Raw genomic sequence first — 23,808 nt, 5'->3', positions numbered from 1 at the left:
ACAACGTCCATGGGCACTACAGAAGTGCTCACCAGTAGCCACGTCATCGGCGGTGCGAGGCCCATCCGGGCGTGGTGCGGGGCCCGCCGGTTGACCGGAATATGCGTTCCCTGATTCGCCAGGGATGGTACCGGAGATTACGGGCGGTGGGTACGATATCGACCCGGAATGCACTACGACGAGGCCGCAGCGGGGCATGGCGCAGGGCCGCGACTGGCGGCTCTGCTTCGCGACTTCCGCCGTGAAGCCGGTCTCACACAACGAGAACTCGCCGACCGCGCGGGCGTGAGCCTGGGCACTGTGCGGGACGCGGAGCAGGGGCGTACGCGCCTGCCGCGGCCAGTGTCGCTGATCAAACTCGCCGGTGCGCTTGGGCTGGACGACGACGAGGCGCGGCAACTCGTGAACGTGGTGCAGCGCCACCGGTTCGCCGGCGTGACCGAGGAGGTTGGTGGTCACGATGGCTCGGCTTCGGTTCCTTCGGTGGCTGAGGAGCGACGCGCGCTTTCTCGCGGTCGCTGGATAGAGGTTCTGGGACCGCTGCGTCTGTGGCGCGACGGGGTGCCGGTTCGGTTGCGCGAGCGCAGAGCGCGCACGATCCTCGGGCTGCTGGCGCTGACAGCGAACACGCCGGTGCACCGGGACGAGCTGATCGACGCGGTGTGGGGCAGCGATCCGCCCGCCACCGCGGCGAGCCTGACACGGGACTACGTCAGCGCTCTGCGTCGTGTGCTGGAGCCGCGCGGCGCCAAGGCGGATGGTGGCGTGCTGGAGTCGGCCGACACTCATTACACGCTGCGGCTGGCGCAGGACGAACTGGACTTGCTGGCCTTCCGGCGGCTCGTCGCCGACGCGCGCGGCGCCGAGGCGCGCGGTGACGCTGCGGCCGCGAGCCTGTCGTACGAGAAAGCCATGGCACTGTGGCGTGGCGAGCCACTCACGGACTGGCCGGGCGGGCGCAGCCATCCGCGGATCGTCGCGCTCAGCCGCACGCGCGCGGCGGTCGTGTGCGATTACGCGCACGCGGCGTTCCGTGCGGGTGAGCATCGGCAGGTCCTGCCGCACCTGGAGCAGTTGGCGGCATTCGACCCACTCGACGAGACCGTGCACGCCCGGCTGATGCTCGCGCTGGCCGGAAGCGGGCGGCAGGCCGGTGCTCTTGTGGTGTTCGACGGCATCCGGCGGCGCCTCGACGAGCAGCTTGGCATCCGGCCCGGCGCGGAGCTGTCCGACGTGCACCTGCGGGTGCTGCGACAGGAGGTGCCGCTGGCCCGGCCTGACCACGCGGCGGCCGTCGAGCTGGTCGAGCGGATCCCGCTGCTCGTCCCGCAAGCGGCACTGAAGTCGGTCGCTGACACTGCGCGCCCGGTGACGGTGCACGCGTCAGCGGCGGGGCAGCTCCCGACGGCGGGGGAGCGCGCGAAGTCTGAGCAGGCTGCGATCGTGCCGCAGCCCTCGACGACAGTGCGCGTCGTGCCTCGGCAGTTGCCGAGCGCCTTCCGCCACTTCTGCGGCCGTGCGGAAGAACTCAAGGCTCTGACGGATGCGCTCGATCAGGCCGGGGACGGACCGCAACGTGGCACGGTCGCGATCGCGATGGTGGATGGTACTGCGGGAGTCGGGAAGACGTCGCTCGCGGTGGCCTGGGCGCATCAGGTCGCTGATCGCTTCCCGGACGGCCAACTGTACGCCGACCTGCGCGGCTTCGACCCCGCGGCCGAGAGCGAGGCTGCGTCCGCCGACGTGATACGCCGGTTTCTCGACGCGTTCGCGGTGCCGCCGGAGCGCATCGCGCCGGATCCGGAGACCCAGGCCGCGCTCTACCGCAGCCTGCTCGCGGACCGGCGGGTGCTGATCGTGCTGGACAACGCGGCGAGCGCCGAGCAGGTGCGTCCGCTGTTGCCCGGGAACTCCGGATGCGCGGTGGTGGTCACCAGCCGCCGCAGGCTGACCGGCCTCGTCGTCGGCGAGGGGGCGAAAGCGCTGTCGCTCGGCTACCTCAAGAGCTGGGAGGCGCGCGACCTGCTCGCACGGCTGCTCGGACCCGAGCGTGTGGCCGCCGAGCCCGAGGCGGCCGACGCGCTGATCGAGCTGTGCGCGGGCCTTCCGCTCGCGCTGAGCATCGTGGCCAACCGCGCCGCCGTACACGCCAGGTCCTCGCTCACGGCGCTCGTCGCCGAGTTGCGCACTGCGTCGAGTCGGCTGGACGCGCTGAGCACCGACGACGAGACGACCAATCCGCGCGCGGCGTTGTCCTGGTCGTATCGCAAGCTCACCGCGGCGCAGGCACGCATGTTCCGGCTGCTCGGCGAGCACCCCTGCGCGGACGTTTCGGCCCGCGCGGCGGCCAGTCTCGCCGGAGTGCCGCTGCGCCAGGCGCGCGGGCTGCTCGGCGAACTGGTGCGCACGCACCTGGTCGAGGAACACGCGCTGGATCGGTACTCGATGCACGATCTGGTGCGCGCGTACGCGCGTGAAGAAGCTGAGGCCTGTGATGCCGAGACCGACCGGCGCGAGGCGATCGGCAGGGTGCTCGACCACTATCTGCACACCGGACGCGCCGCGGCGATGCTGGCCAATCCGGTCCGCGCCCCGCTGGGTCTGCCCCCGGCGCTGCCCGGTGTCGTGCCGGGGGAACTGGCCTCGTACGACGAGGCGACCGCCTGGTTCGAGGCCGAGCACAAGACGGTGCTCTCGGTGATCGCGCACGCCGCCGAAGCCGGCTTCGACCGGCACGCGTGGCAGATCCCGTGGACGCTGACCACCTTTCAGAACCGACTGGGTCACTACCGCGCGTGGGCCTGGTGCCAGCAGACCGCGCTGGCCGCCGCCCGGCGCACCGCGGACCTGCCCGCCCAGGCCGACGCCCTGCGCAATCTCGGCCGGGTCGCGTTGCGGCTCCAGTCGTACGGTGAAGCGCTCGACCGCCTCCTCGCGGCACTTGAGATATACCGCCAGGCGGGTGACCGCAGCGGCCAGGCCGACGCGCATCTGGAAATCGCCCGCGTCCATGACCGCACGGACCGCTTCGCCGTCGCCCTCGACCACGCCCTGCTCGCCTACGGCCTGTATCAGCAGGCCGGTGATCCGGTCGGGCCTGCGTACGCGCTCAACGCGGCCGGCTGGTACTGCACGAAGACCGGACGTTTCCACGCCGCGCTGGACTACTGCCGCCGTGCGCTGGATCTGCACCTCGGCCTCGGCGACAGCCAGGCGTTGGCCGACACCTGGGACAGCCTCGGATACGTGCATCATCACCTCGGCCACACGCGGGAAGCGCTGGACTGCTACGAACACGCGGCAGAGCTCTACGAGCAACTCGGCGCGCGCCACGACCTGGCCGCCACGCTCGAACGCATCGGCGACAGTCGCGAGATGGCCGGAGCGCAGGCCGCCGCCCGCGACGCGTGGCGCCGGGCGCTGTCGATCCTGTCGGGACTCGACCATTCCGACGCCGACCGTGTGCGAGCGAAGCTGACCGCCGCTGCGGCGGCGACGCGGACCACGGCTCTTCGAGATCCTGCTCGTTTCGAAGAGCCGTGACCCGTGTGCGTGTTACGGGGCGGTCGGTGCCACAGCGGTCGGTGCTACAGCGGTCAGTTTCACAGTGCTCAGTTCCACAGCTGGAAGCTGTCCGAACCGTTGCAGGTCCACTGGAAGATCTTGCCGCCGTTGCCGATGTTGGTGCCGTCGGCGTCCAGGCAGGTGCCGTCGTTGTTGTTCTGTAGCCCGGCCTCGGCGTTGCCGTTGGTGTTCAGCTTGCCGCTGCCGTTGAACCACCACTCCTGGCTGCCGTCGCTGTGGTTGCACGCCCACTGGAAGATCGGCGAGCCGTTGCCCTTGCTCGAACCGTCGGCGTCCAGGCAGGTGCCCGAGCCCACGTTGCGCAGGATCGGCAGGCTGCCGACGTTGTACTCGACCGTCCACTGCTGGAAGTTGTCGCCGGCGTTGCAGGTCCATTGGAAGATCTTGCCGCCGTTGCCGATGTTGGTGCCGTCGGCGTCCAGACAGGTGTTCGAGCCCTGGTCCTTGAGCTGGAAGGTGAAGCTGGAGAGCGCGGACCTGGCGCTGCCGACGTAGTTCTCCCAGGCGCCGTTGTTGAAGGTGGACCACGGCCCCCAGTTCGTGCCGTGGTTGGAGATGTTCCAGGCCGCGTCGGCGTTGCACTGGACCTGGAACGCGCAGGCGTCCGACACGTTCGGCCAGGCGGCGTTGTTGATCTGCCACAGGCCCCGGTCCTCGGAACCGTTGGTGTTGATGTTGGTGGCGCTCGGGTTGCAGCTGGACTCGGCCATCGCGATGGAGACCGCGACCACGATCTGCGGCTCCTGGCCCAGCACGGTGCCCACCGTGCGATTGAACGAGAATCCGGCCTTCGCCGCGACCTTCGTGCAGATCGAGATGTCGGCCGCGGTGATGGCGTTCGGCGACACGCCGGTGCCGGGGTTCAGCGAGGCCATCCGCTGCGTGGCGGTGGGTGAGGCGCCCGGCGTGGCAGAGGCCCACGCGGAGCCTGTGGCGGCCACCACCGCGGCGGCGAGCATCCCGCCCGCGAGCGCGAGCGACGCGCCGCGGCGGGCACGCGCCCCGCGTCCGTGATCCGCGGAGCCGACTGTGGCAGAGTCCTTGGGCAGTCCGATCATGTTCATGAGTCCGCCTCCTGATTCCTGGTCGCGCCGCAGGCGGGTGCGGTGCGCTTTGATATCAGGATTCAGATAAGGTGCGCCGGGCGGCCGGTGGCGCCCCGGCGCGCGGACTCGTATCAACCGGCTGGTACTGGCGCTGTCGGGCCAGGTCGGGGCGGTGGCGGCGCGGCGGCGGCGCGCAGTACGGGAAGACGTACGGGAGCCGGTGCGGTCGGTATGAAAGCAGCACGGGGGCAGTGCGGCGGAAAGGCAACTCGGCGTGGAATCAACACGGCGGGAAGCAACACAGCAGGATATCCGGGCAGGGCGTAATCGTTATGCTCGATCTTGAAGGTGGCTGGGGCCGTGGCGTGCGGTTGGCCGGGTGCGCAGTGGCGGGCGAGCCTACAGCGGCGCATGAAGTCCCGGCCACGTTCGAAGAGCCGTTAAGCTCCGGCTCGATCAGACTGCTCCGAGCGGAAGGGCGAAGGTGGCGGAGCCTGCGCGGCGTGCCGGACGCGTGACGGTGTTCGGCAGCGTGAACCTCGATCTGCTCGTTCGTGGCGGCGACATGCCCGGCGCGGGCGAGACGGTGCTGATGAGGTCCGCCAAGTGGGCGCTCGGCGGCAAGGGCGCGAACCAGGCGGTCGCGGCGGTCCGCGCGGGCGCCGAGGCGCTGTTCGTCGGCGCGGTCGGCGCCGGTGCCGATGGGGAGAGGCTGGTTCGAGCGCTTCGCTGCGCGGGTGTGGACGTGGCGCACGTGCGCACGGTGCAAGACGTTGCCTCGGGCCTGGCCCTCGTCTTCGTGTCCGATGACGGGGAGAGCCGGATCGTCGTCGTCCCCGGAGCGAATCACATGGTCAGCGCGGCGGACGCCGAAGCCGCGGGAGAGTGGATCGCGGCGTCGGACGTCCTGGTCGTGCAGGGTGAGCTGCCCGCGCCCGCCACCGGCGCCGCGGTGCGGCTGGCCAGTGAGGCGGGAGTGCGCGTGGTGGTCAATCTCGCGCCGCGGATCGAGCTCGGCGCGCAGCTCGGCTTTGCGGATCCGCTCGTGGTCAACGAGGTCGAGGCGGGGCAACTGCTCGGAGAATCCCTGGAGTCCCTCTCCTCGGTGAGCGCCGTGCTGGCCGCGGGCTCCCGTTTCCGTGCGCTGGCACGGTCGGTGGTGGTCACCGTCGGGGCGGCCGGCGCCGTGCTGATCACCGGTGAGGGCACGCTGCACGTGCCCGCGCTTCCCGTTGACGAAGTCTGCGACACGACCGGGGCGGGTGACGCGCTCGTCGGCGTGCTGGCGGCGCAGTTGGCCGCCGGTTCGCCGCTCGCCGACGCGCTCAGGCTCGCGGTCGCCGCCGCGAGCCTGAGCGTCACCGTCGTCGGTGCCGCCGAGAGCTACCCCGAGTTCGGCCGGGAACTGTCGCGGGGATCCCGGCCGGGCGAGTGAGCCGCCTCTGCCAACGTCACCGCAGCCGGCATCATCGCGGCTTCCGGCATCACCACAGGGTGTGCAGGCAGGCCAGCAGGCTGCGCGCCTCGACGTTGAGGAAGTTGCCGAAGCGCTGAAGCGTCATCAGCTGGTGCGCGCTGAGCCAAAGGAAGTCCGACGGCTGCTGCAACGGGATCTCGTCGCCGACCTCGATGATCTGGTACCGGTTGTCCGCGTGCAGGAACCGGCCGCCCTCCTCCGAGAGCCGCACGTCGTAGCGGACGCGGTGCGGCTTCGCGGCGGCCACGTAGTCCAGGTAGCGCGGCCGGTTCTCCGGGGACAGGTTCCGGTAGGTGTGCGGCGTGCAGTGCACGGTCGGGGCGCCCTCGATGATGTCCAGCGCGCCGGCCGCCGGCCGGGCCTGGAGCAGCAGGTGCAGCACGCCGTCGACCCGGCGGGCCAGGAAGGTGAGCAGGCCCGGGGCGGCCGGCTGGAGCAGCGGCTGCATCCAGCCGCTGACCTCGCGGTCGGCAGCCCGCACGTCCACTCCGACGATGCTGAAGAACTCGTCGTTCTTGTGGGCGATCCGGCCGTCGGTGCGGTACCAGTCGGAGGTGTCCAGCAGCGGGACGAGACGCTGCGTCAGCTGGTACGTCGCCTTGTTCTCGGTCAGCCAGCTGACCACGTCGGTCATCGAGTGCAGCGTGGTCGCGTCCGGGTCGAGCGAGCGCGCCAGCGCGTCGCGGAATCCGTCGTCGGGTACGGCGCCCGGCCGCGCCGTGCCGGTCGGCGGGGCGAACGGCATGAGCGACAGCACGGTGCGCGCGTCCATGTTGACGACGTCGTCGACGCGCAGCAGCTCGTGGATCTGCTTGAGCGTCAGCCAGCGGAATCCCGGTTGCAGCGCGACGTCCTCGTCGGTCTCCACCACGATGTTGCGGTTGCGCTTGTGCAGGAACCAGCCGGCCTGCTCGGACTGGAGCGTGTCGACCAGCACCCGGCTGCGGCGCGGCGCGATGAAGTGTTCGAGGTAAGGGGTCGAATTGCCCTGGTGGACCCGCATGTAGTTGCTGCGGGTGGCCTGGACGGTCGGCGAGAGCTGGACCAGGTTGCTGTTGCCCGGCTCCATCTTCGCCTGCATCAGGCAGTGCAGCACCCCGTCGAACTCCTTGACCAGGATGCCCAGGATGCCGATCTCGCGCTGGACGATGATCGGCTGGTGCCAGCTGGGCACCCGGCCGGGGCTGAGCTGGACGCGCAGGCCCTCGATGGTGAAGAAGCGGCCGCTGCGGTGCGCCAGGTTCCCGGTGTCGGAGGCGAAGTACCAGCCGTCCAGCTTGTCGAGCGGGACCTGCTCGACGCGGTAACCGTTGGCCGCGCGGTGCTCGTCGAGCCAGGCGACGCAGTCCTCGTCGTCCGGGAACGCCCCGTCCGACGCGGCGGATTCGGTGAATCTGCGCGCGGTGTCGCCTTTGTCGGCATTGGTGTCAAGCAGGGACGGTAGCGTCTGGTACATAGTGCCGTCTCCCCGTAGACCAGAAACTTACCCGGAGCGGATCTCAGGTTAGAACAGTGCCCGGCATGTACTGTTCTTCGATGTTGCCTGCCTTGACCAGGCGCCGAGGCAACCGCGGCGTGTCTGGTTATGCTGCCTGACATCAGTGCTCGAATCGTCGATGACGTAGGGGGCCCTATGAGCGAGACGGTGCGGATCGGCGTTCTGGGCTGCGCGTCCATCGCGCTGCGGCGGACCATCCCGGCGATCCTGGCCTGCCCGCAGACCTCGCTGGCTGCGGTGGCCAGCCGCGATCCCGAGAAGGCCAAGCAGGCGGCGCAGCGGTTCGGCTGCGACGCGAGCACCTACGAGGAACTGCTGCGGCGCGACGACGTCGACGCGGTGTACGTGCCGGTGCCGCCGTCGCTGCACCTGCCGTGGGGCCTTGAGGTGCTGCGCGCGGGCAAGCACCTGCTGCTGGAGAAGCCGGCCGCGACCAGCGCCGACGAGGCGCGGCGACTGGTGGACGAGGCAGGCGCGCGCGGCTTGGTGCTGCGGGAGAACTTCAACTTCCTGCACCACGGCCAGCACCGGACGGTGCGCGAACTGCTGGCCGCCGGCCGGCTGGGCACCGTGCGCACGCTCAGCGCGGCGTTCTGCTTCCCGGGGATGCCCGCCAGCGACATCCGGTACGTGCCGCAGCTCGGCGGGGGCGCACTGCTCGACGCCGGTGTCTACCCGATCAGGGTCGCGCAGCTGCTGTTCGGCGCGGATCTGCGCGTGACCGGCAGCACCCTGAGAATCGATCCGGCGCGCGGCGTCGACGTGGCCGGGCAGGCGCTGCTGGTCTCCGGCGACGGCGTCCTGATCGACGCGCAGTTCGGCTTCCAGCACTCCTACGGATCCCGCTATTCGGTCTGGGGCAGCACCGGGCGGCTGACCCTCGACCGCGCGTTCACCCCGCCCGCCACCTGGTCGCCGGTGCTGCGCATCGAGGAGCAGGACCACGTCGAGGAGCGGGTGCTGCCGACCGACAACCAGATCGAGAACACGATCCGCTCCTTCGCGCAGGCGGTGAGCGAGGGGCGGGACGCCCGGCACCCGGATGAGGCGGATTACGGCGCCCAGACCATCCGCACGGCGGAGCTGGTGGACGAGGTCCGGCGGCTGGCCGTGCGCGTCGAGTCGTCCTGAATCCGGCATCGAGCCGGGGAACGGCGCGCGTGCCTCGGCCAGGTGGACCCGGCCGAGGCACGCCCGGTTGATTCGGCTGGCTGCGATCGTCAGCTGCCGGGCACCGTGTCGGTGAAGCTGGTGCCCGCCGACTGGAGGCTGCCGACGTTGCTGGTGACCTGCGTCGGGGAGAGCGCGACGCCGCCGGCGTAGTAGACCCAGCCGACCTGCTCCTGCCAGGTGCGCGGGGTCGAGCTGCCGTTGAGGTAGCCGTTGATGAACCACTCGTTGAAGTCGATGGTCATGTTCTCGCGCGGGTAGTACTTGCCGGTGGTCGACCAGTACTGGTTGCCGTCGATGTAGTACGTCACGGTGCCGGCGTGCACGGTCATCACCAGCGTGTGCCAGCCCGCGTCGCTCGCGATGACGCTGGTCGAGCTGTTGTCCTGCGAGTAGGGGCTGTTGCAGTACGTGTACCAGGTGGTGGTGTACATGCGCGGGCCGGTGACGCCCCAGCCGCCGTTCGGCAGGTATTCGAAGTCGTTCTCGCTGTAGTTCGGGTCGTCGCAGCTGGCGAGCGGCGAGATCGTGTAGAAGGTCTCGTTGATGTCGTCGCCGTTCGGGCCCGAGACCGGCGCGTCGGTGAGGTACACGCGCGCCGCGTACGTGCCGTCGAGGAACTTGCGCTGCACGGTGTCGATCTCGGCCTGGACGGTGTTCGCCGCGGTGCCGTCGGTGCTCGCGGTCAGCTGCATGACGTGCGAGCCGCCGGCCGCCGTCGAGGCCGGGAAGGTGACCGCGTTGGCCGACCAGGTCGCGCCGGTGACGCCGGGACCGCCCGCGCTGGTGCGCACGGCCCAGTCGTGCGCGGCCAGGTTCGGGTCGCTGGAGCCGGTGTAGTTGAAGTCGTCGAACATGACGCCGCTGGGCGGCGGGTTCGGCGATCCGGTCGGGCTCGCGCTCGGGCTGGCGGACGCGGACGCCGAGGGCGACGGCGAGCCGGTACCCGGGGCGCCGCCGTTCGGGTCCACGCCCCAGACCAGCGCGCCGTTGATGTACGCGGTCACGTGGTCCCAGGCGGTGTACGCGGTGTCGGCCGCGTTGAACGAGTAGTCGTTCGCCTGGTTCACGTTCTGCCAGTCGCTGCGGTAGAGGCGCAGCTGCATGTCGCCGCTGTTGGCTCCGGCGGCCAGCGAGCCGGCGGACGACGCGAAGCTGATCTGGAGGTAGTGGTCGGCGGTCGGGGTGGGCGTGGACATCGCGGAGACCGTGCCGGTCAGGTTCGCGCAGCCGACCACCGCCCACGCGCAGGCGAAGGTGTACGGGACGTTCGCGTCGGCGGTGAAGTAGTAGCGCAGGGTCAGCTGGGAGTACGGGATCGCGCTGGCGGTGTTGTCGACCACCTCGAACCAGGGCTCTGCTTCATAGGCGGTCGCGCCGGTGCTGGTCTTGTACAGCACCGTCACCGGGGAACCGGCGGCCTGCGCCGACCACTCGGTCGGCACCAGCATGGCCGCGGTGCACGCGGCGACGGCCGCGGCGGCGATACCGGCGCGGCGCAGTGCGCGTGGGCGCCGTCGCGGGCGGGGGCTTGGATCCATCGTTCGCTCCTGGGGCGGGCGGTGTCGGAATGGTGGGTGGGGGCGGGCGCCGCCGCGATCGGGGCGCCGCCGAAGCGCGGCGCCGGACCCGGCCCCCGGACTTCCTGGCGTCGGCTGAGCCGACTGGAACTCCCAGGAATTGACCAAGGGTAAGTTCTTGCTCTCGATGGCCATCAAGGTGAACTGCACTTGTGCATCTGTCAAGCCTCAAAGCCGCTTTGGTCTAGACCGTTGACATGACCAATGGTCAGGTGCCACCATCACCGACCAGGCCGCGGTCCGCACCTTCGGCAGGACGCGGCCCTCTTCCGAGGAGGACACGGTGCACAGGCGCTCCCTCGTTCCCATCGCCGTCGGCGCGGCTCTCGCCCTCGGCGCCACAGCTTGCGGCAGTTCGACCACCGGTTCCGGATCGGCCTCGCAAAGCGGCGCGTCGCAGGCCGGCGCGACCCTGACCGTCTGGTACATGGACGGCGACCTGAGCAACCAGGCCCAGGCCGCGATCGACGCGGCCTTCGAGAAGGCCACCGGCGCCAAGGTCAAGGTGCAGATCCAGGAGTGGGACAACATCAACACCAAGATCAGCACCTCGCTGGCCCAGGACAACCCCCCGGACGTGCTGGAGATCGGCAACACGGACGTCCCGCTGTTCGCCGCGACCGGCGCGCTCAGTGACATCACCGCGCACGAGGCCGACCTCGACGGCGGCCAGACCTGGCTGCCTGGGCTGGTCGGCCCGGCCACCGTCGACGGCAAGGTCTACGCCGCCCCGCTGTTCGCCGGCAACCGCGCGGTGATCTACAACAAGAAGATCTGGGGCGCGGCCGGGATCACCGCCCCGCCGACGAGCTTCGCCGGGCTGACCGCCGACCTCGGCAGGATCGCGAAGGCGAATCCGTCCCCTGATTTCAGCGCCTTCTACTTCCCGGGCGAGTACTGGTACGGCGCGCTCCAGTTCGTCTGGGACGCCGGCGGGCAGCTGGCGGCCAAGGGCGGCTCCGGCTGGTCCGGCGGCCTGGAGTCGGCGGCCGCGCAGCAGGGGCTGACCGCGTGGAAGAACTTCCAGAACACGTACTCGACCGCGGCCTCGCGCGGCGTGGACACCAAGAGCCCCGACCAGGCGGCGCTGTTCGCGGACGGCAAGGCGGCGGCGATCCTGGACACGAGTGTCAACACGGTGCTCAAGGACAACCCGGCGCTCAAGGACCAGATCGGCACCTTCCCGCTGCCCGGCGCCGCGCCCGGCACGACGCAGCCGGTCTTCCTCGGCGGCTCGGACCTGGCGATCGCGGCCAAGAGCCCGAACCAGCAGCTGGCGCTGGCGTACCTGAAGGCCGCGACGAGCACGCCGGTGCAGACCGGCGCGATCGTCGGCACCGACGGCTGGACCCCGGTGTCCACCCAGCTGATCGACCAGACCGCGGCCTCGCTCTCGCCGACCTCGCAGGCCTTCGCCGCCGCGGCCAAGGACAGCGTCGCGACACCCGCCACCCCGGGCTGGGCCACGATCGAGAGCGACAAGTCCATCAACGGCTTCTTCGCGGACATCGCGACCGGCCGCAAGAGCGTGGCCCAGGCCGCGAAGGACTTCGACGCCCATCTGAACCAGGCGCTGAACGCGGCGCAGTGACGGCCGGTAGCAGAGGTTCGAAGGTTCTTCGAACTCAACCGTGGCGTTGTGAGCGGCTTTAGCCTCGCCCGCCGCCGTGAGCCGGCCGACCCGGCGCCGTCGGCCACGGTCAAGCCCGAAGAGGGGGTTCGAAGGCCGAGTGCCGAGAGCCTGGGTCTTGAGAGAGCAGAGTCAGTGAGCAGATTCGAGTGAGCAGGGTCGAGAGACAGGGTTGAGAAAGAGCAGGGTTGAGAGAGCAGAGGACTGACACGACCGTGGACACTCGCCTGCGTCAACGTCCGGGTGGGCGCTCCGCCGCCCCGCGGCCGCCGGACCGCGCCCACTCGGACCCGGCCGGCCCGGCAGCCGGCCACAGACGCCGGATCGCCCGGCGCCGTGACAGAGCGCTGCCGTACGCGCTGCTCGCGCCCGCCGCGCTGATCCTGGCGCTGGTGCTCGGCTATCCGCTGGTCCGGCTGGTGCTGATCTCGCTTCAGGACTACGGGCTCCGGGCCCTGTTCACCGGTGTCACGACCTGGGACGGCGCGGCCAACTACCGCGCCGTCCTGGCCGACGGGCAGTTCGTCGCGGTGCTGCTGCGCACGGTCGTGTTCGCCGCCGCTCTGGTCGCCGGCACGCTTGTCATCGGCCTGCTGGTGGCCCTGATGATGGGCGGGCTCGGCCCGCGGATGCGCACGGCCGTGACGTTCTGCCTGATCTGCGCGTGGGCCATGCCGAACGTCGCCTCCACGCTGGTGTGGCAGTGGCTGTTCCAGCCGACCTACGGCGTCATCAACTGGCTGATAACGCAGACGCATCTGGCCGGCGACTACTCGCAGCACGACTGGCTGGCGAGCCCCGACTCGGCCTTCTTCGTCATCTGGCTGCTGGTGGTCTGGCAGTCGGTGCCGTTCGTGGCGCTGACTCTGCGCGCGGGGCTGAGCCAGATCCCGCGCTCGTACTACGAGGCCGCCGCGCTGGCCGGCGCCGGGGCGTGGACCAGCTTCCGGGTGATCACCGTGCAGTTCCTGCGGCCGATCCTGCTGCTGGTCACGATCCTGTCGGTGATCTGGGACTTCAACGTGTTCAACCAGATCTGGATCCTGACGCAGGGCGGCCCGAACGGCGGTACCGCCACGCTCGGCATCTGGTCGTTCACCCGGGCCTTCAGCAGCCAGTCCTTCGGGCAGGGCGCCGCGATCGCCGTCGTCTCGGTCGCCCTGCTGCTGCTCTTGACCGCCTACTACGTCCGCCGACTCGTCCGGAGCGGAGAGCAACTGTGACGATCACGACCCTGACACGCCCCGGCGGGGCCGGCCGGCCGGGCGGGACGGGAGCCCGCCGCGGCAGACGCAGGCGCCGCCGCGTCGCCCTCAACGCGGCCGCCGCGCTGTTCTGCGTCGTGTGGGCGTTCCCGGTGTACTGGATGTTCGACACCGCGTTCAAGCCGTACGGCAGGATCTTGAGCGCGACCCCCGGCTTCCTGCCGATCCCGCCGAGCCTCGGCAACTTCACCGACGCGGTGCACAAGCCGCTGTTCGGCACCTACCTGCGCAACAGCCTGATCGTGACCGGGTCGGTGGTATTGCTGTCCCTGGCGGTGGCCTTCCTCGCGGCCACCGCGCTGACCAGGTTCCGGTTCCTCGGCCGCCGCGGCTTCCTCGTCGGGGTGCTGATGGTGCAGATGGTGCCGCAGCCCGCGCTGCTCATCCCGCTCTTCCTGAGCCTGCGCAGCGCGCACCTGCTCAACACCCTGATCGGGCTCACGCTGACCTACGTCGCCTTCGTGCTGCCCTTCACCATCTGGACCCTGCGGGGCTTCCTGCACGGCGTGCCGATCGAACTGGAGGAGGCCGCGATGGTCGACGGGGCCGGGCGGCTGACGATCATGCGGTCGATCCTGCTGCCGCTGGTCGCTCCCGGAGTGATCGCGACCAGCGTGTTCGCGTTCATCACCGCGTGGAACGACTACGTGTACGCATACGTGATGATGAAGGATCAGGACAAGTACACCCTCCCGGTGTGGCTGGTCTCGTTCAGCACCAGCACCGGGACGGACTACGGGGGCCTGATCGCCGCGTCGAGCCTGTTCGCGCTGCCCGTCATCGTGTTCTTCATGATCATCCAGCGCCGCCTCGTCGAGGGCATGACCTCCGGCGCGGTGAAGGAATGAGCGGCGCGTATGCGGCGGACCCTGTGACGGCGCACTGGTCGGCGGATCCGCGGGCCGCACTCGTGCCATGGCCGACGGAGCTGATCCCGCATCCCGGCCGCTACGCCATCCCCGCCGCGTTGATCCTGTCGGCCGGCCACGGCGCCGAGCGCGCGGCCGACCTGCTGGCCGGGTACCTCGGCCGCGACTGGACCGGGGCGGACACGGGCGAGTCCCGCGGCATCCGGCTCGAACTCTCACCCGCGGCGCAGCGCGAGGGGCCGGAGTCGTACCTGCTGGAGATCCGCCCCGACCGCGTCACCCTCACCGCGCCGAGCGAATCAGGCCTTTTCTACGGCGTGCAGACGCTGCGTCAGCTGCTGCCCGCCGCCGCCGACCCGGACGCCGCGCCGCGCGAGGCCTGGGCCTGGCCCTGCCTGACGATCCGCGACGCCCCGCTCCTGCCGTGGCGCGGCGTGCTGCTGGACGTCGCCCGGCACTTCATGCCGCTGGACTTCCTGTACCGCTTCGTCGACCTGCTCGCGCTGCACAAGCTCAACGTCCTGCATCTGCACCTGACCGACGACCAGGGCTGGCGGATCGAGATCGACGGCTTTCCGCTGCTGACCGAGGTCGGGGCGTGGCGCGCCGAGTCCATGATCGGCCCGGCCGGCGGCGACCGCTTCGACGGCGTCCCGCACGGCGGCTACTACACCCGGCGCGAACTGCGGGCCCTGGTTCGCTACGCGGCCGGCCGCGGCGTGCGCGTCGTGCCCGAGATCGACATGCCCGGCCACACCCGCGCCGCACTCGCCGCGTATCCGCACCTCGGCAACGACCCCGCGCGCCGCCTGCCGGTCTGGACGGGCTGGGGGGTCAGCGAGGACATCCTCGGCGTGCACGACGAGGCGCTCGACTTCTGCCGCGAGGTGCTGGCGCAGACCATCGACATATTCCCCGGCCGCTACATCCACATCGGCGGCGACGAGTGCCCGACCACCGGGTGGGAGACCAGCGAGGTCGCGTGGCGGCGCGCCAAGCGACTCGGCCTCGGCGCTGCGGCCGAACTGCACGGCTGGTTCCTGAGCACCATGCGCGACTTCCTCGTGCAGCACGGCCGCCGTGCCGTCTGCTGGGACGAGACCGGCCACTCGGTGGGCCCGCGGATGCCCACGGACATCGCGCTGACCGCATGGCGCGACCCGGCGCACGGCACGCAGGCGATCCGCCGCGGCCACCAGGTGATCATGGCCCCGCACCTGTCGACCTATTTCGACTATCCGCAGCGTGATCATCCGGACGAGCCGCCGGGACACCCGGAGGGCATCACCACGCTCGCGGACGTCTACCGTTTCGAACCGCTCGCCGGAGGACTGCCGATCGCGGATCCCGACGACGGTCTGCGGCCCGGCGTGCTCGGTACGCAGGCGCAGCTGTGGACGGAATTCGCCCCGACGCCCGAGCACGTCGAGTACCTCGCCTTCCCGCGCCTGTGCGCCCTGGCCGAGATCGCCTGGAGCGGACCCGCCAGCGGCAGTGCCGGCGGCGACCGCGGCGAGCGGCGCGACTTCAAACAGTTCAGTGCCCGCCTCGCGCAGCACGTCACGCTGCTGCGTGCGCTCGGCGTGCCCGTCGGCTCGGCCACGGCTGAGACGATGGACGGGTGAACGGCATGGAACCCTCCGCCCCGGCCCGCCAGCCGGCGACCGCCAAGCGGGACGGCGTGCGGCGCCACCTGCTCGACCTGATCGAGCAGGCCGGCCCCGGGTCGGCGCTGCCCGCCGAGCGCGACCTGGCGCTGCGCCTCGGGGTCTCCCGGCCCACCGTGCGCGCGGCGATCGACGACCTGGCGCGCACCGGCCTGCTCGTGCGCCAGCAGGGCCGCGGCACGTTCACCAGCCCGCACAAGATCACCCAGGAGCTGAGCGGCGGCACCACCAACGCCTTCGCCGTGCCGCCCGCGGAGGGCTACTGGACCAGCCGGGTGCTCTCCTTCCGGATCACCCCGGCCGGCGCGCCCCGCGCGACCCGCCTCAAGCTGTCCCCGGCCCTGCCGGTCCTGCGCATCGTGCGGTTGCGCCTCGTCGACGAGGAGCCGATGGCGATCGAGCGCATCGACCTGCCCGCCGCGCTGGTGCCTGGGCTGGCCGAGCGGGACATGGAGTCCGGCAACTTCTACCAGTTGCTGCGCGAGCGCTACGACGTGGTGGTGGCCGACGCGATACAGACCATCGAGCCGACCGTGACCAATCCGGACCAGGCCGACCTGCTCGACGTGCCGGTTTACGCCCCGGTCCTGCTGATCGAGCGCACCACGCGCGACACCGCCGGCCGGATCGTCGAGTTCGCCCGCTCGATTTACCGCGGCGACCGCTACCGGATCACTTCTAAACTGCGGTTCGACAGCTCATCCGGCTGACGCGGTCTGACGGGAGTGGCGGCGAGATGTGTACGACGGTGGTCAGCATCGATCCGCAGTCCCCGGTACCCGTCCTGCTCGTCGGGGTCCGCGACGAGTTCCTCGACCGCCCCTGGCTGACGCCCGACCGGCACTGGCCCGAACACCCGCAACTCGTCGGCGGCCAGGATCTACAGGCCCGCGGCACCTGGCTGGCCGTGAACGCCGAGGCTCCACGCGTGGCGTGCGTACTCAATGCGCACGGCGAGGCGGCCGAGGACTCGCGGCGGCGCACTCGCGGCGAACTGCCGCTGCGCCTGGCGGCAGAGGGCGGGCTCGGCGATCTGGATCCGACCGGCTACGACCCGTTCCACCTGGTCGGCGCGAGCGCCGAATCGGCCCGCCTGTGGAGTTGGGACGGCCGCACGCTCACCGAGCGAGCGCTCGGCGCAGGTCTGCACGTCATCGTCAACAGCGGACTGGAAGGCGCCGACGGTCACGACGGGCTGGGCACAGCCCAGATGCAGGCCCGCATCGACCACTTCCGGCCGTTGCTCCGGAAGGCGCCGCGGCCCGAGCCCCGCGAAGGAACCACGCAGAGCGCCTGGGAGGAGTGGCTACCGCTCGCCACCGGCGCAGGTCTCGACCCCGGGGATCCTCGTGCCCTGGTACTGCGCCGAACCTTCGACACCCGGCCGTGGGGTACCTCCAGCCTCAGTCTCGTCGCGCTCACCGGCAGCACCGTGCGCTACGACTTCTGCGCGAACCCTGCCGACGGCGATCCGGTCTGGTCCCGCATCGGGTAAGGCCCGCCTGTTCGGCGATTTTCGCCGGTTTACGGAATCCCGTACGACCGCCGCGAGCGCCGGTCACCATTGATCGCCCGGTGAACGCATCACGTATCGGCGTCCTGAAAGGACCGTGATGTACCCATGATCAAGCAAGGCCTGCGCAAGAGAGTGACCGCGCTCGTGTCGGCGGTCACAGCCCTCATGTTCGTCGCGGCCGCGGTGCCGTCGTCCGCCTCGGCTGACACGATGCGCACGCTCAACGTGGCGCTCAGCTGCGAGACCGGCCTGCCGTACGGCATGTCCGTCAACAACGGCTCCGGCTGGTACTACCCCAACGGATCGAGCTACGCCGTCGGCACGACCAAGTACTTCACCGTCTACATCCCGGCCAGCGCGAGCGAGATCGCGATCGACACCGGTTACTGTGACAACGAGAACCCGTCGACCTTCGGCGAGCCGTGGTACGGCTCGTACTACGGCCTGACCCCCGGCACCTCGACCATCAACGCGAACGGGTACTGCTACTGGGGGTCCATGTACCCCGGCTTCTACTTCCGCGCCTGCACCCTCTCGAACATCACCTACAGCTGATCCTCCAGAGCCACTGCACAAGGTGGGGAGCCGAGGGGCAGGCGGACCGGGGTCGCGCCTGCCCCTCGGCGCTGCCTGTCGGACAGTCGTCGTCAGACAGCGTTCATCAGAGGCCGTTCATCAGAGGCCGTGCATCAGGAGGCGCTGGCCGAGTAGTTGTTGATGGTGAAGTCCGACTGCACGTTGTTCGTGCCGCTGATCTCCCAGCCGTACTGGATGGTCGACAGCGTCGGGTTGGAGAAGTAGCCCTTCGTGTTCTCCAGGTACTTCAGCAGGTCGAGGATGTTGACCGTGCCCGAGGTCTCGTTGCTGCTGCGCACGAACGAGTAGGTGTTGTTCGTGCCGTTGTTGCCGGCGTAGAGGGTCCAGGTGTTGCCGTCGAGGGTGACGGAGCCCACGGAGGAGCCCAGCGGCCCGACGTTGCCGCTCACGTCGGTCCAGACCATGATCTCGATGCCGCTGCCGTTGAGCCAGATGTCGTAGGCCGACTCCCAGTTGCCGCCGCTCGGGTTGGTCTCGTTGAAGGTGCTGGTGGCCGACGTCAGCGAGTTGAGCGCGGTGCCGATGGTCTTGCTGATGTTCGCGTACGACTTCACACCCGAGGTGTTCGGCTGGGTGGAGAAGACGCCCCAGTTGGTGGCGGACTTCACCCACAGCGTCTGACTGCCGAAGCCGCTGCCCCACTCGTCGTTGTAGATGGTGTAGCCGCCGATCGAGTACTGAGCCCACTGGCCCGAGTCCTCGTAGAGGTAGCCGGACGAGCTGGACGACGACGGCGACGCCGAGGGTGACGCGGAAGGCGAGGCCGAGTGCGATGGCGACGCCGACGGGGAGGGCGAGCTCGACGAGACCGTGCCGGTGCAGGCCGTGCCGTTGAGCGTGAACGACGTCGGATTGCCCGGGAACGTGGACCCGGTGTAGGTGCCGTTGAACCCGATGCCGGTGTTGCCGTTCGTGGCCAGGCTGCCGTTGTACGAGGCGTTGACCGCGGTCACGTTCTGGCCGGACTGGCTGAACGTGGCGCTCCAGCCCTGAGAGACCGCCTCGCTGCCGGGCAGCGTGAACGCCAGCGTCCAACTCGTGATCGGCGAACCCAGATTCGTGATGGAGATGTTCGCCGTGAAGCCGCCCGGCCACGAGGTGGAGATGGTGTAGGCGACCGCGCATCCGCTCGCGGCGCTCGCGGATTCGGTGAGGGCCAGCCCCGCGACTCCGGTGGTGACGAGTACCGCGGCGGTCGCGGCGGCTATCCGCCTTCGCGAGTGAGCCATGAAAATTGCCCCTTCCTGCTGTGAACTGACGTGTCCGGTGACGAGGCTCCGGTGACGAGGCGTCGAAGCGCTTCAATGCTCGGGATACCGGAGGCGACATAGCCTGTCCAGCAGGACTGAGCCCGGTTGACGTCGTCAATCGGGCACGTCGAAGAACGCGCAGGTCAATCCCTGATCTAACAGTAACCGGGCCTTGGCTCAGGCCTGTCGAAATGTAAGCAAGCGCTTCGACAGCCGGTTCGCGGCCAGCGCGACGGCGTAGCCGACGGCGGTGACCGCGATGATGGCGAAGCTCGGCGGGATCCGCGGGGCGTAGTAGGCCAGTGCCAATCCGGCCCACATCTGCGCGACCGCGAGCCCGGCGGACAGGGCGAGGCCCCGGTACGGTCGGTCGGTCATCAGCTGCGCCGTCCCGGCGGGCGCGGCGATCAGGCCGAGCAGCAGCAGCGCGCCGACGGCTTGCGTCGCCTCCGCGGTCGCCGCGCCGGCCACCGCGAGGAACGCGAAGCCGAGGGCGCGCACCGGCACCCCGCGGGCGGCGGCCACGGCCGGGTCGAGCGATGCGAACAGCAGCGGCCGGGCGATCAGCAGCATCGCGAGCGCCACCGCGAGGCCGATCCCCAGCGCCAGCGCGGTCTGCGCCGCGGACAGCCCGAAGATCGAGCCGAACAGCACGGTGACGCCGGCGGTGCCGTTGCCGCCGCCGGACTGGTTCGTGGTGTACAGCGTCAGGAAGAACACGCCGAGGCCCAGGATCCACGCGAACACGTTGCCGATCACCACGTCGTCGGCCCGCCCCCGCTCGCCCAGCGCGCCGAGCAGCAGGGCGACGAGGATCGTGGCGGCGAACAGGCCGACGCGCAGATCGATCCCGAAGGCGAGCGCGGCCAGCGCCCCGGTGAACGCCACGTGCGAGAGCGCGTCGCCGGTGAACACCTGGGCGCGCAGCACCAGGAAGTAGCCGACCAGCCCGGCCGCCAAGGCGATCCCGGTGCCGGCCAGCAGCGCGTGCACCATGAACGGGTGCTGGAAGATGCTCATGCCGCACTCCTCGCCGGGCGGGCGCGCATGCCCGCGGCGACGCGATGCAGCAGTTGCGCGATCAGGTAGGCAGTGAACGCGAACGTGGTCACGTAGAACCCGATCGGATACGGCGTGAAGAACGCCGCGCCCAGGGCGGTCCAGGTGGCCAGCAGCGCGATCAGCACGGCGAGCACGAGGCTGAGCGCGGGTCGCGCGGTGATCCGCTGGGCCGTCGCCGCAGGCATCACCAGCAGTGCGAACACCAGCAGCGATCCGGTGATCTGGGAGACCTCCGCGGCGGTCGCGCCGAGCAGCACCAGGAACGCCGCGCCCAATGCCCGCACCGGCAGCCCGCGGGCGGCGGCCACGTCGGGGTCCACCGACGCGAACAGCAGCGGACGCCCGATGACCGCCAGCGCGGCCAGCACCGCGGCCGCGACGAGCGCCAGCGTGAGCACGTCGCCGTCCGTGATGCCGAGGAAGCTGCCGAAAAGCAGGGCATTGAGCCCGTTGAGGAACGAGCCCGACAGCGAGACGAACAGCATTCCGCACGCCAGGGCGAATGCCTGCACCACGCCGGTGAGGGCCGATTCGTGCGACAGCCCGCCCGCGCCCGGCCGGGCGGCGGCCGCGATCACCACGGCCGCGCCGACGCAGAACCCGAAGTATCCGTACGAGGCGCCGATCCCGAGCAGGACGGCCCCCGCGGCGCCGGGGAACCCGGCCATCGCGACGGTGTGCCCGGCGAAGGTCTGGCGGCGCAGCACCATGAACCAGCCGATCACGGCGGCGATCACCGCCACGATCGCCCCGGCACGGTACGCGTTGACCATCGACGGAAGCGACCACATCAGCCGTACGTCATCGATCGGATTCCAGTACCACGTCGCGCTGCCCATCACGCCCCTCCCGCGCCCGTCGTGGCGTGCCGGTCGGAGTGCAGCGCCGGTGCCTCCGGCCCGCCGACCACGACGAGACGGCCGTCCGCGCTGCGCAGCACCTCCACCGGAGTGCCGTACAGCGCCGTGAGCGTCCCGGTCGTGATGACCTGCTCCGGAGTGCCGGACGCGGCGGCGCCGGACGCGATGTACACCACCCGATCCAGGTACGGCAGGATCGGGTTCACGTCGTGCGCGACCATCACCACCGCCACGTCCGCCTCCCGGCAGATCCGGTGGATCAGCGCGGCGACCGAGGCCTGATTCGGCAGGTCGAGCGAGTCCAGCGGCTCGTCGAGCAGCAGCAGGCTGGGCCGGCGGACCAGGGCCTGTGCGATCAGCAGGCGCTGCTGCTCGCCGCCGGAGCACTCGCCGATCGGCCGGTGCGCGTAGGCGGTGGCTCCGACCAGGTCGATCGCCTCGCGCACGCGCTGCGAGTCGGCGCGGCGGCGGGCGCTGCCCCGGCCGGGGAACGGGATCGGCACGCCCCAGCGGTCGCCGTCCAGGCCCAGCCGCACGATGTCGACCCCCCGGATGCGCAGCGAGGCGTCGAAATTGCGCCGCTGCGGAAGGTACCCGATCCGTGCTCCGGCGCCGCCGGGGGCTCGTCCCAGCACCGTCGCCGAGCCTCCGGCCGTGGGCAGCGACCCCAGCAGCACCTTGATGAGCGTGGACTTGCCGACTCCGTTCGGGCCCAGCACGGCGACGAACTCGCCCGCGTCGACGGTGAGATCCACGCCGCGCCACAGCGTGCGCCCTCCCACCGCTGCTGCCGCACCGCGCAGCGCGATGACCTGGCCGGTTCCGCTGCCTGCGGCCGCTGCGCCTGGCACACCTTCCGGCGCACTCGCGGTGCGCTGGTCAATGTGCTCGTCGATGCGCGGGTCGTCGATATCCACCGCGCTCACCTGCCGGTCGCCTGCGCGAGTGCGGCCCGCAAGGTCTGCAACTGCGCGACCTGCCACTGCTCGAAGCTGTCCGAGGCGGGGGAAAGGGTCTCGGTGACCGCTGTCACCGGGATCCCGGCGGCCTTGGCCTCGGCGACCTGGGCGGCGATGTCCGGCGTCGAATTCTGCGAGTTGTACACGTACACCTTGATGGCCTTGGCCTTGATCTGCTGGTCGATCAGGCTCTTGTCCGCCGCGGTCGGATCGTTGCCCTCGCTGATGTCCTTGAGGAACGAGTACGGCGTCAGCATGCGCAGCCCGAGGCTGTCGGCGAGCGGGGAGACGATCGACTCCGAGGCGCCGATCGGCGTGCCGTCGTACATGGCCTTGATCTGCGCCGAGAGCTGGTTGTACTGCGCGAGGGCCTTGCTCTCGAACGCGGTGCGCAGGCCGTCGAAGTAGGCGGCGTCGGCCGGGTCAGCCTTCTTGTACGCCGTGGTGATCGCGTCGATCACCTTGTACACGCTGGTGTGGGAGTACCACTGGTGCGGGTTGTCGCCGTCCTTCAGGCCAACGATGTCGCCGACGGTGAGTACGATGCGGGCCGGATTCGGGTTCGCGGCCACCAGCTTCGGCGCCCAGGAGGTGTCGTAGCCGATGCCGTTCTGGATGAAGATCTGCGCGGCGGCGATGACGCGGGCGTCCTGCGCGGTGGCCTCGTAGGAGTGCGGATCGGCGTCCGGATTGGTGATCACCGAGGTCTCCGCGACGCGCGAGCCACCCAACTGCGCCGCGATCGAGCCCCAGTAGTTCTCCGCCGCCACCACCTGGATCCTGGCCCCCGACGGCGGGAGGCCCGCCGCGGCCGAACCGCCCGGCGCCGTCGTGGCGCACCCCGCTACCGTCAAGGCCGCGACCACGGCCAAACCCGCGCCCGCCGCCAAGCGCCCCGCGATCCGCCGCATGCCGCGCCCCTCAACTCAACTGAAGATGAACACCGTTTCCAGCGCTGTTGGGCAAGAGCATATGAAAACCGTTTCGGATAAGCAAGGCAGGCATCGACCCGACCCCTCAGCAGGAGTCGATCCGATCTCCTACGTGAACCCGACCTCTCACGCGGCCCCGGACAATCCAGACCGCAGCGATCCGGCCCGGCTGGTCACCGTGCCCGGCAACGCGGCGAACGTGCGTGACAGGCGCCGCGGCCCCGGCCCCACTTCTCAACACCCCTGATCCCGCCGAAGTCCCTCGGGGCTCGTCGTCACGATCCACAGCAGGTGCGCCGTGCCACAGCAGGTACGCCGTGACGACCAATTAGACAGTATGTAGATGCCAAGTTCGTGGGGCCGGAGGCTTCTCGCAAATATGGGCACTGTCGGCAAGGCTGCGCCCGACCGGCAACGACGACAACTTGCAAGCAAGGCCCCAGGCCCACGAATCCGTCATCTACATACCATTAAATAACGTCTGGTGTGGCTACATACCGTCTGGTGTGGCGACGTCAACGCCGCACAGGCGCGATCCGATGAGAGCTGCTGCGGCTCGGCCTGCAACTCCTGGTGGTCGCGTGGGTAGGCCTTCGGGCAATCACGCGTTCGTGTCGGAGGACGCAGTCTGCTGCGGTGGCTGCGGGCTCGGCGACTCGGAGTCCGGGCCTTCGGAGGCCTTCAGTTGAGCGATTTGTGCGTCGGCGATGGTCGTCATTTCCGCACGGTCGAGTGAGGCGGGGGCGTAGAAGTGGAGGATCACGGTGACATTGCCAAGAGATCCGTAGACGAAGCTGCGGGTGTTGCCATCGCTGTCCAGCGAAGCCTCTTCGAAACCGGTGCCG

Annotated in this window: 20 protein-coding genes; 11 read left to right on the top strand and 9 right to left on the bottom strand. The window is 70.2% G+C overall.

The features are described 5' to 3' along the window. Window positions 1-168 precede the first annotated feature (168 nt). Window positions 169-3,543, top strand: coding sequence for a BTAD domain-containing putative transcriptional regulator (locus VGS97_RS28625; RefSeq protein WP_326856800.1), 3,375 nt, complete (start codon window positions 169-171; stop codon window positions 3,541-3,543). A gap of 68 nt (window positions 3,544-3,611) precedes the next feature. On the opposite strand, the gene VGS97_RS28620 is transcribed toward VGS97_RS28625, so the two are convergent. Then, window positions 3,612-4,649 (bottom strand): RICIN domain-containing protein, encoded by a 1,038-nt coding sequence (locus VGS97_RS28620; protein ID WP_326856799.1) that lies wholly within the window; start codon window positions 4,647-4,649, stop codon window positions 3,612-3,614. Between the two features lie 466 nt (window positions 4,650-5,115). Between VGS97_RS28620 and VGS97_RS28615 the strand changes: the two genes are divergently transcribed. Continuing rightward, a complete protein-coding gene (locus VGS97_RS28615) occupies window positions 5,116-6,066 on the top strand; it encodes a ribokinase (protein ID WP_326856797.1) in 951 nt (316 codons plus the stop codon). Between the two features lie 49 nt (window positions 6,067-6,115). On the opposite strand, the gene VGS97_RS28610 is transcribed toward VGS97_RS28615, so the two are convergent. Further along, the gene (locus tag VGS97_RS28610; protein ID WP_326856796.1) at window positions 6,116-7,564 is read right to left on the bottom strand and encodes an NDP-hexose 2,3-dehydratase family protein; all 1,449 of its coding nucleotides are present in this window, start codon (window positions 7,562-7,564) and stop codon (window positions 6,116-6,118) included. 177 nt (window positions 7,565-7,741) lie between these two features. On the opposite strand from VGS97_RS28610, the gene VGS97_RS28605 reads away from it, so the two are divergent. After that, the gene (locus VGS97_RS28605) at window positions 7,742-8,737 is read left to right on the top strand and encodes a Gfo/Idh/MocA family oxidoreductase (protein WP_326856795.1); all 996 of its coding nucleotides are present in this window, start codon (window positions 7,742-7,744) and stop codon (window positions 8,735-8,737) included. Between the two features lie 89 nt (window positions 8,738-8,826). On the opposite strand, the gene VGS97_RS28600 is transcribed toward VGS97_RS28605, so the two are convergent. Then, a complete protein-coding gene (locus VGS97_RS28600; protein ID WP_326856794.1) occupies window positions 8,827-10,317 on the bottom strand; it encodes a cellulose binding domain-containing protein in 1,491 nt (496 codons plus the stop codon). 322 nt (window positions 10,318-10,639) lie between these two features. Here VGS97_RS28600 and VGS97_RS28595 point away from each other — a divergent pair, with 322 nt between their 5' ends. The 7 genes from VGS97_RS28595 (at window position 10,640) to VGS97_RS28565 (ending at window position 17,858) form a co-directional block, all read left to right on the top strand. Then, the gene (locus VGS97_RS28595; protein WP_326856793.1) at window positions 10,640-11,947 is read left to right on the top strand and encodes an extracellular solute-binding protein; all 1,308 of its coding nucleotides are present in this window, start codon (window positions 10,640-10,642) and stop codon (window positions 11,945-11,947) included. Between the two features lie 254 nt (window positions 11,948-12,201). Then, on the top strand, window positions 12,202-13,209 hold the full coding sequence (locus VGS97_RS28590; RefSeq protein ID WP_326856792.1) for a sugar ABC transporter permease: 1,008 nt from the start codon (window positions 12,202-12,204) through the stop codon (window positions 13,207-13,209). Window positions 13,210-13,316: 107 nt separating this feature from the next. Continuing rightward, on the top strand, window positions 13,317-14,099 hold the full coding sequence (locus VGS97_RS28585; RefSeq protein ID WP_349262303.1) for a carbohydrate ABC transporter permease: 783 nt from the start codon (window positions 13,317-13,319) through the stop codon (window positions 14,097-14,099). Then, the gene (locus VGS97_RS28580; RefSeq protein ID WP_326856790.1) at window positions 14,096-15,745 is read left to right on the top strand and encodes a beta-N-acetylhexosaminidase; all 1,650 of its coding nucleotides are present in this window, start codon (window positions 14,096-14,098) and stop codon (window positions 15,743-15,745) included. The genes VGS97_RS28585 and VGS97_RS28580 overlap by 4 nt, the downstream gene beginning before the upstream one ends. A gap of 5 nt (window positions 15,746-15,750) precedes the next feature. Next, window positions 15,751-16,497: a GntR family transcriptional regulator gene (locus VGS97_RS28575; protein ID WP_326856808.1), complete on the top strand. Its 747-nt coding sequence runs from the start codon at window positions 15,751-15,753 to the stop codon at window positions 16,495-16,497. Window positions 16,498-16,523: 26 nt separating this feature from the next. Further along, window positions 16,524-17,282 (top strand): NRDE family protein, encoded by a 759-nt coding sequence (locus tag VGS97_RS28570; RefSeq protein ID WP_326856789.1) that lies wholly within the window; start codon window positions 16,524-16,526, stop codon window positions 17,280-17,282. Between the two features lie 126 nt (window positions 17,283-17,408). Next, window positions 17,409-17,858, top strand: a complete 450-nt coding sequence (locus VGS97_RS28565; RefSeq protein ID WP_326856788.1) for a hypothetical protein — start codon at window positions 17,409-17,411, stop codon at window positions 17,856-17,858. Window positions 17,859-17,992: 134 nt separating this feature from the next. Here VGS97_RS28565 and VGS97_RS28560 read toward each other — a convergent pair whose 3' ends face one another. The 5 genes from VGS97_RS28560 to VGS97_RS28540 form a co-directional block, all read right to left on the bottom strand. After that, complete coding sequence (locus tag VGS97_RS28560; RefSeq protein ID WP_326856787.1) at window positions 17,993-19,129, bottom strand: cellulose binding domain-containing protein; 1,137 nt, start codon at window positions 19,127-19,129, stop codon at window positions 17,993-17,995. A gap of 198 nt (window positions 19,130-19,327) precedes the next feature. Continuing rightward, a complete protein-coding gene (locus tag VGS97_RS28555) occupies window positions 19,328-20,170 on the bottom strand; it encodes a metal ABC transporter permease (RefSeq protein WP_326856786.1) in 843 nt (280 codons plus the stop codon). Beyond that, window positions 20,167-21,051, bottom strand: a complete 885-nt coding sequence (locus tag VGS97_RS28550; RefSeq protein ID WP_326856785.1) for a metal ABC transporter permease — start codon at window positions 21,049-21,051, stop codon at window positions 20,167-20,169. The genes VGS97_RS28555 and VGS97_RS28550 overlap by 4 nt, the downstream gene beginning before the upstream one ends. After that, entirely contained in the window at window positions 21,051-21,881 is an 831-nt protein-coding gene (locus VGS97_RS28545) for an ABC transporter ATP-binding protein (RefSeq protein ID WP_349262302.1), read from the bottom strand. The genes VGS97_RS28550 and VGS97_RS28545 overlap by 1 nt, the downstream gene beginning before the upstream one ends. A gap of 113 nt (window positions 21,882-21,994) precedes the next feature. Beyond that, complete coding sequence (locus VGS97_RS28540) at window positions 21,995-22,942, bottom strand: metal ABC transporter solute-binding protein, Zn/Mn family (protein WP_326856783.1); 948 nt, start codon at window positions 22,940-22,942, stop codon at window positions 21,995-21,997. A 133-nt stretch (window positions 22,943-23,075) separates the two neighbouring features. On the opposite strand from VGS97_RS28540, the gene VGS97_RS28535 reads away from it, so the two are divergent. Next, window positions 23,076-23,210 (top strand): hypothetical protein, encoded by a 135-nt coding sequence (locus tag VGS97_RS28535; RefSeq protein ID WP_326856782.1) that lies wholly within the window; start codon window positions 23,076-23,078, stop codon window positions 23,208-23,210. A gap of 354 nt (window positions 23,211-23,564) precedes the next feature. Here VGS97_RS28535 and VGS97_RS28530 read toward each other — a convergent pair. Continuing rightward, the coding region (locus VGS97_RS28530) for a hypothetical protein (RefSeq protein WP_326856781.1) at window positions 23,565-23,808 on the bottom strand (244 nt) is incomplete at its 5' end.

It is taken from the genome of Actinocrinis sp., from assembly GCF_035946395.1.
In the GTDB taxonomy this organism is placed as follows: domain Bacteria; phylum Actinomycetota; class Actinomycetes; order Streptomycetales; family Catenulisporaceae; genus Actinocrinis.
Note: the sequence above shows the minus strand (reverse complement) of the source record. Positions and strands in the feature narration are given on the sequence as shown.

Bases quoted from the DNA above. Each gene is read 5' to 3' on its own strand.
- VGS97_RS28610 (WP_326856796.1), bottom strand. From the start codon at position 7,564: ATGTACCAGACGCTACCGTCCCTGCTTGACACCAATGCCGACAAAGGC.
- VGS97_RS28565 (WP_326856788.1), top strand. From the start codon at position 17,409: ATGATCAAGCAAGGCCTGCGCAAGAGAGTGACCGCGCTCGTGTCGGCG.
- VGS97_RS28570 (WP_326856789.1), top strand. From the start codon at position 16,524: ATGTGTACGACGGTGGTCAGCATCGATCCGCAGTCCCCGGTACCCGTC.
- VGS97_RS28605 (WP_326856795.1), top strand. From the start codon at position 7,742: ATGAGCGAGACGGTGCGGATCGGCGTTCTGGGCTGCGCGTCCATCGCG.
- VGS97_RS28620 (WP_326856799.1), bottom strand. From the start codon at position 4,649: ATGAACATGATCGGACTGCCCAAGGACTCTGCCACAGTCGGCTCCGCG.
- VGS97_RS28575 (WP_326856808.1), top strand. From the start codon at position 15,751: ATGGAACCCTCCGCCCCGGCCCGCCAGCCGGCGACCGCCAAGCGGGAC.
- VGS97_RS28555 (WP_326856786.1), bottom strand. From the start codon at position 20,170: ATGAGCATCTTCCAGCACCCGTTCATGGTGCACGCGCTGCTGGCCGGC.
- VGS97_RS28600 (WP_326856794.1), bottom strand. From the start codon at position 10,317: ATGGATCCAAGCCCCCGCCCGCGACGGCGCCCACGCGCACTGCGCCGC.
- VGS97_RS28580 (WP_326856790.1), top strand. From the start codon at position 14,096: ATGAGCGGCGCGTATGCGGCGGACCCTGTGACGGCGCACTGGTCGGCG.
- VGS97_RS28560 (WP_326856787.1), bottom strand. From the start codon at position 19,129: ATGGCTCACTCGCGAAGGCGGATAGCCGCCGCGACCGCCGCGGTACTC.
- VGS97_RS28540 (WP_326856783.1), bottom strand. From the start codon at position 22,942: ATGCGGCGGATCGCGGGGCGCTTGGCGGCGGGCGCGGGTTTGGCCGTG.
- VGS97_RS28550 (WP_326856785.1), bottom strand. From the start codon at position 21,051: ATGGGCAGCGCGACGTGGTACTGGAATCCGATCGATGACGTACGGCTG.
- VGS97_RS28625 (WP_326856800.1), top strand. From the start codon at position 169: ATGCACTACGACGAGGCCGCAGCGGGGCATGGCGCAGGGCCGCGACTG.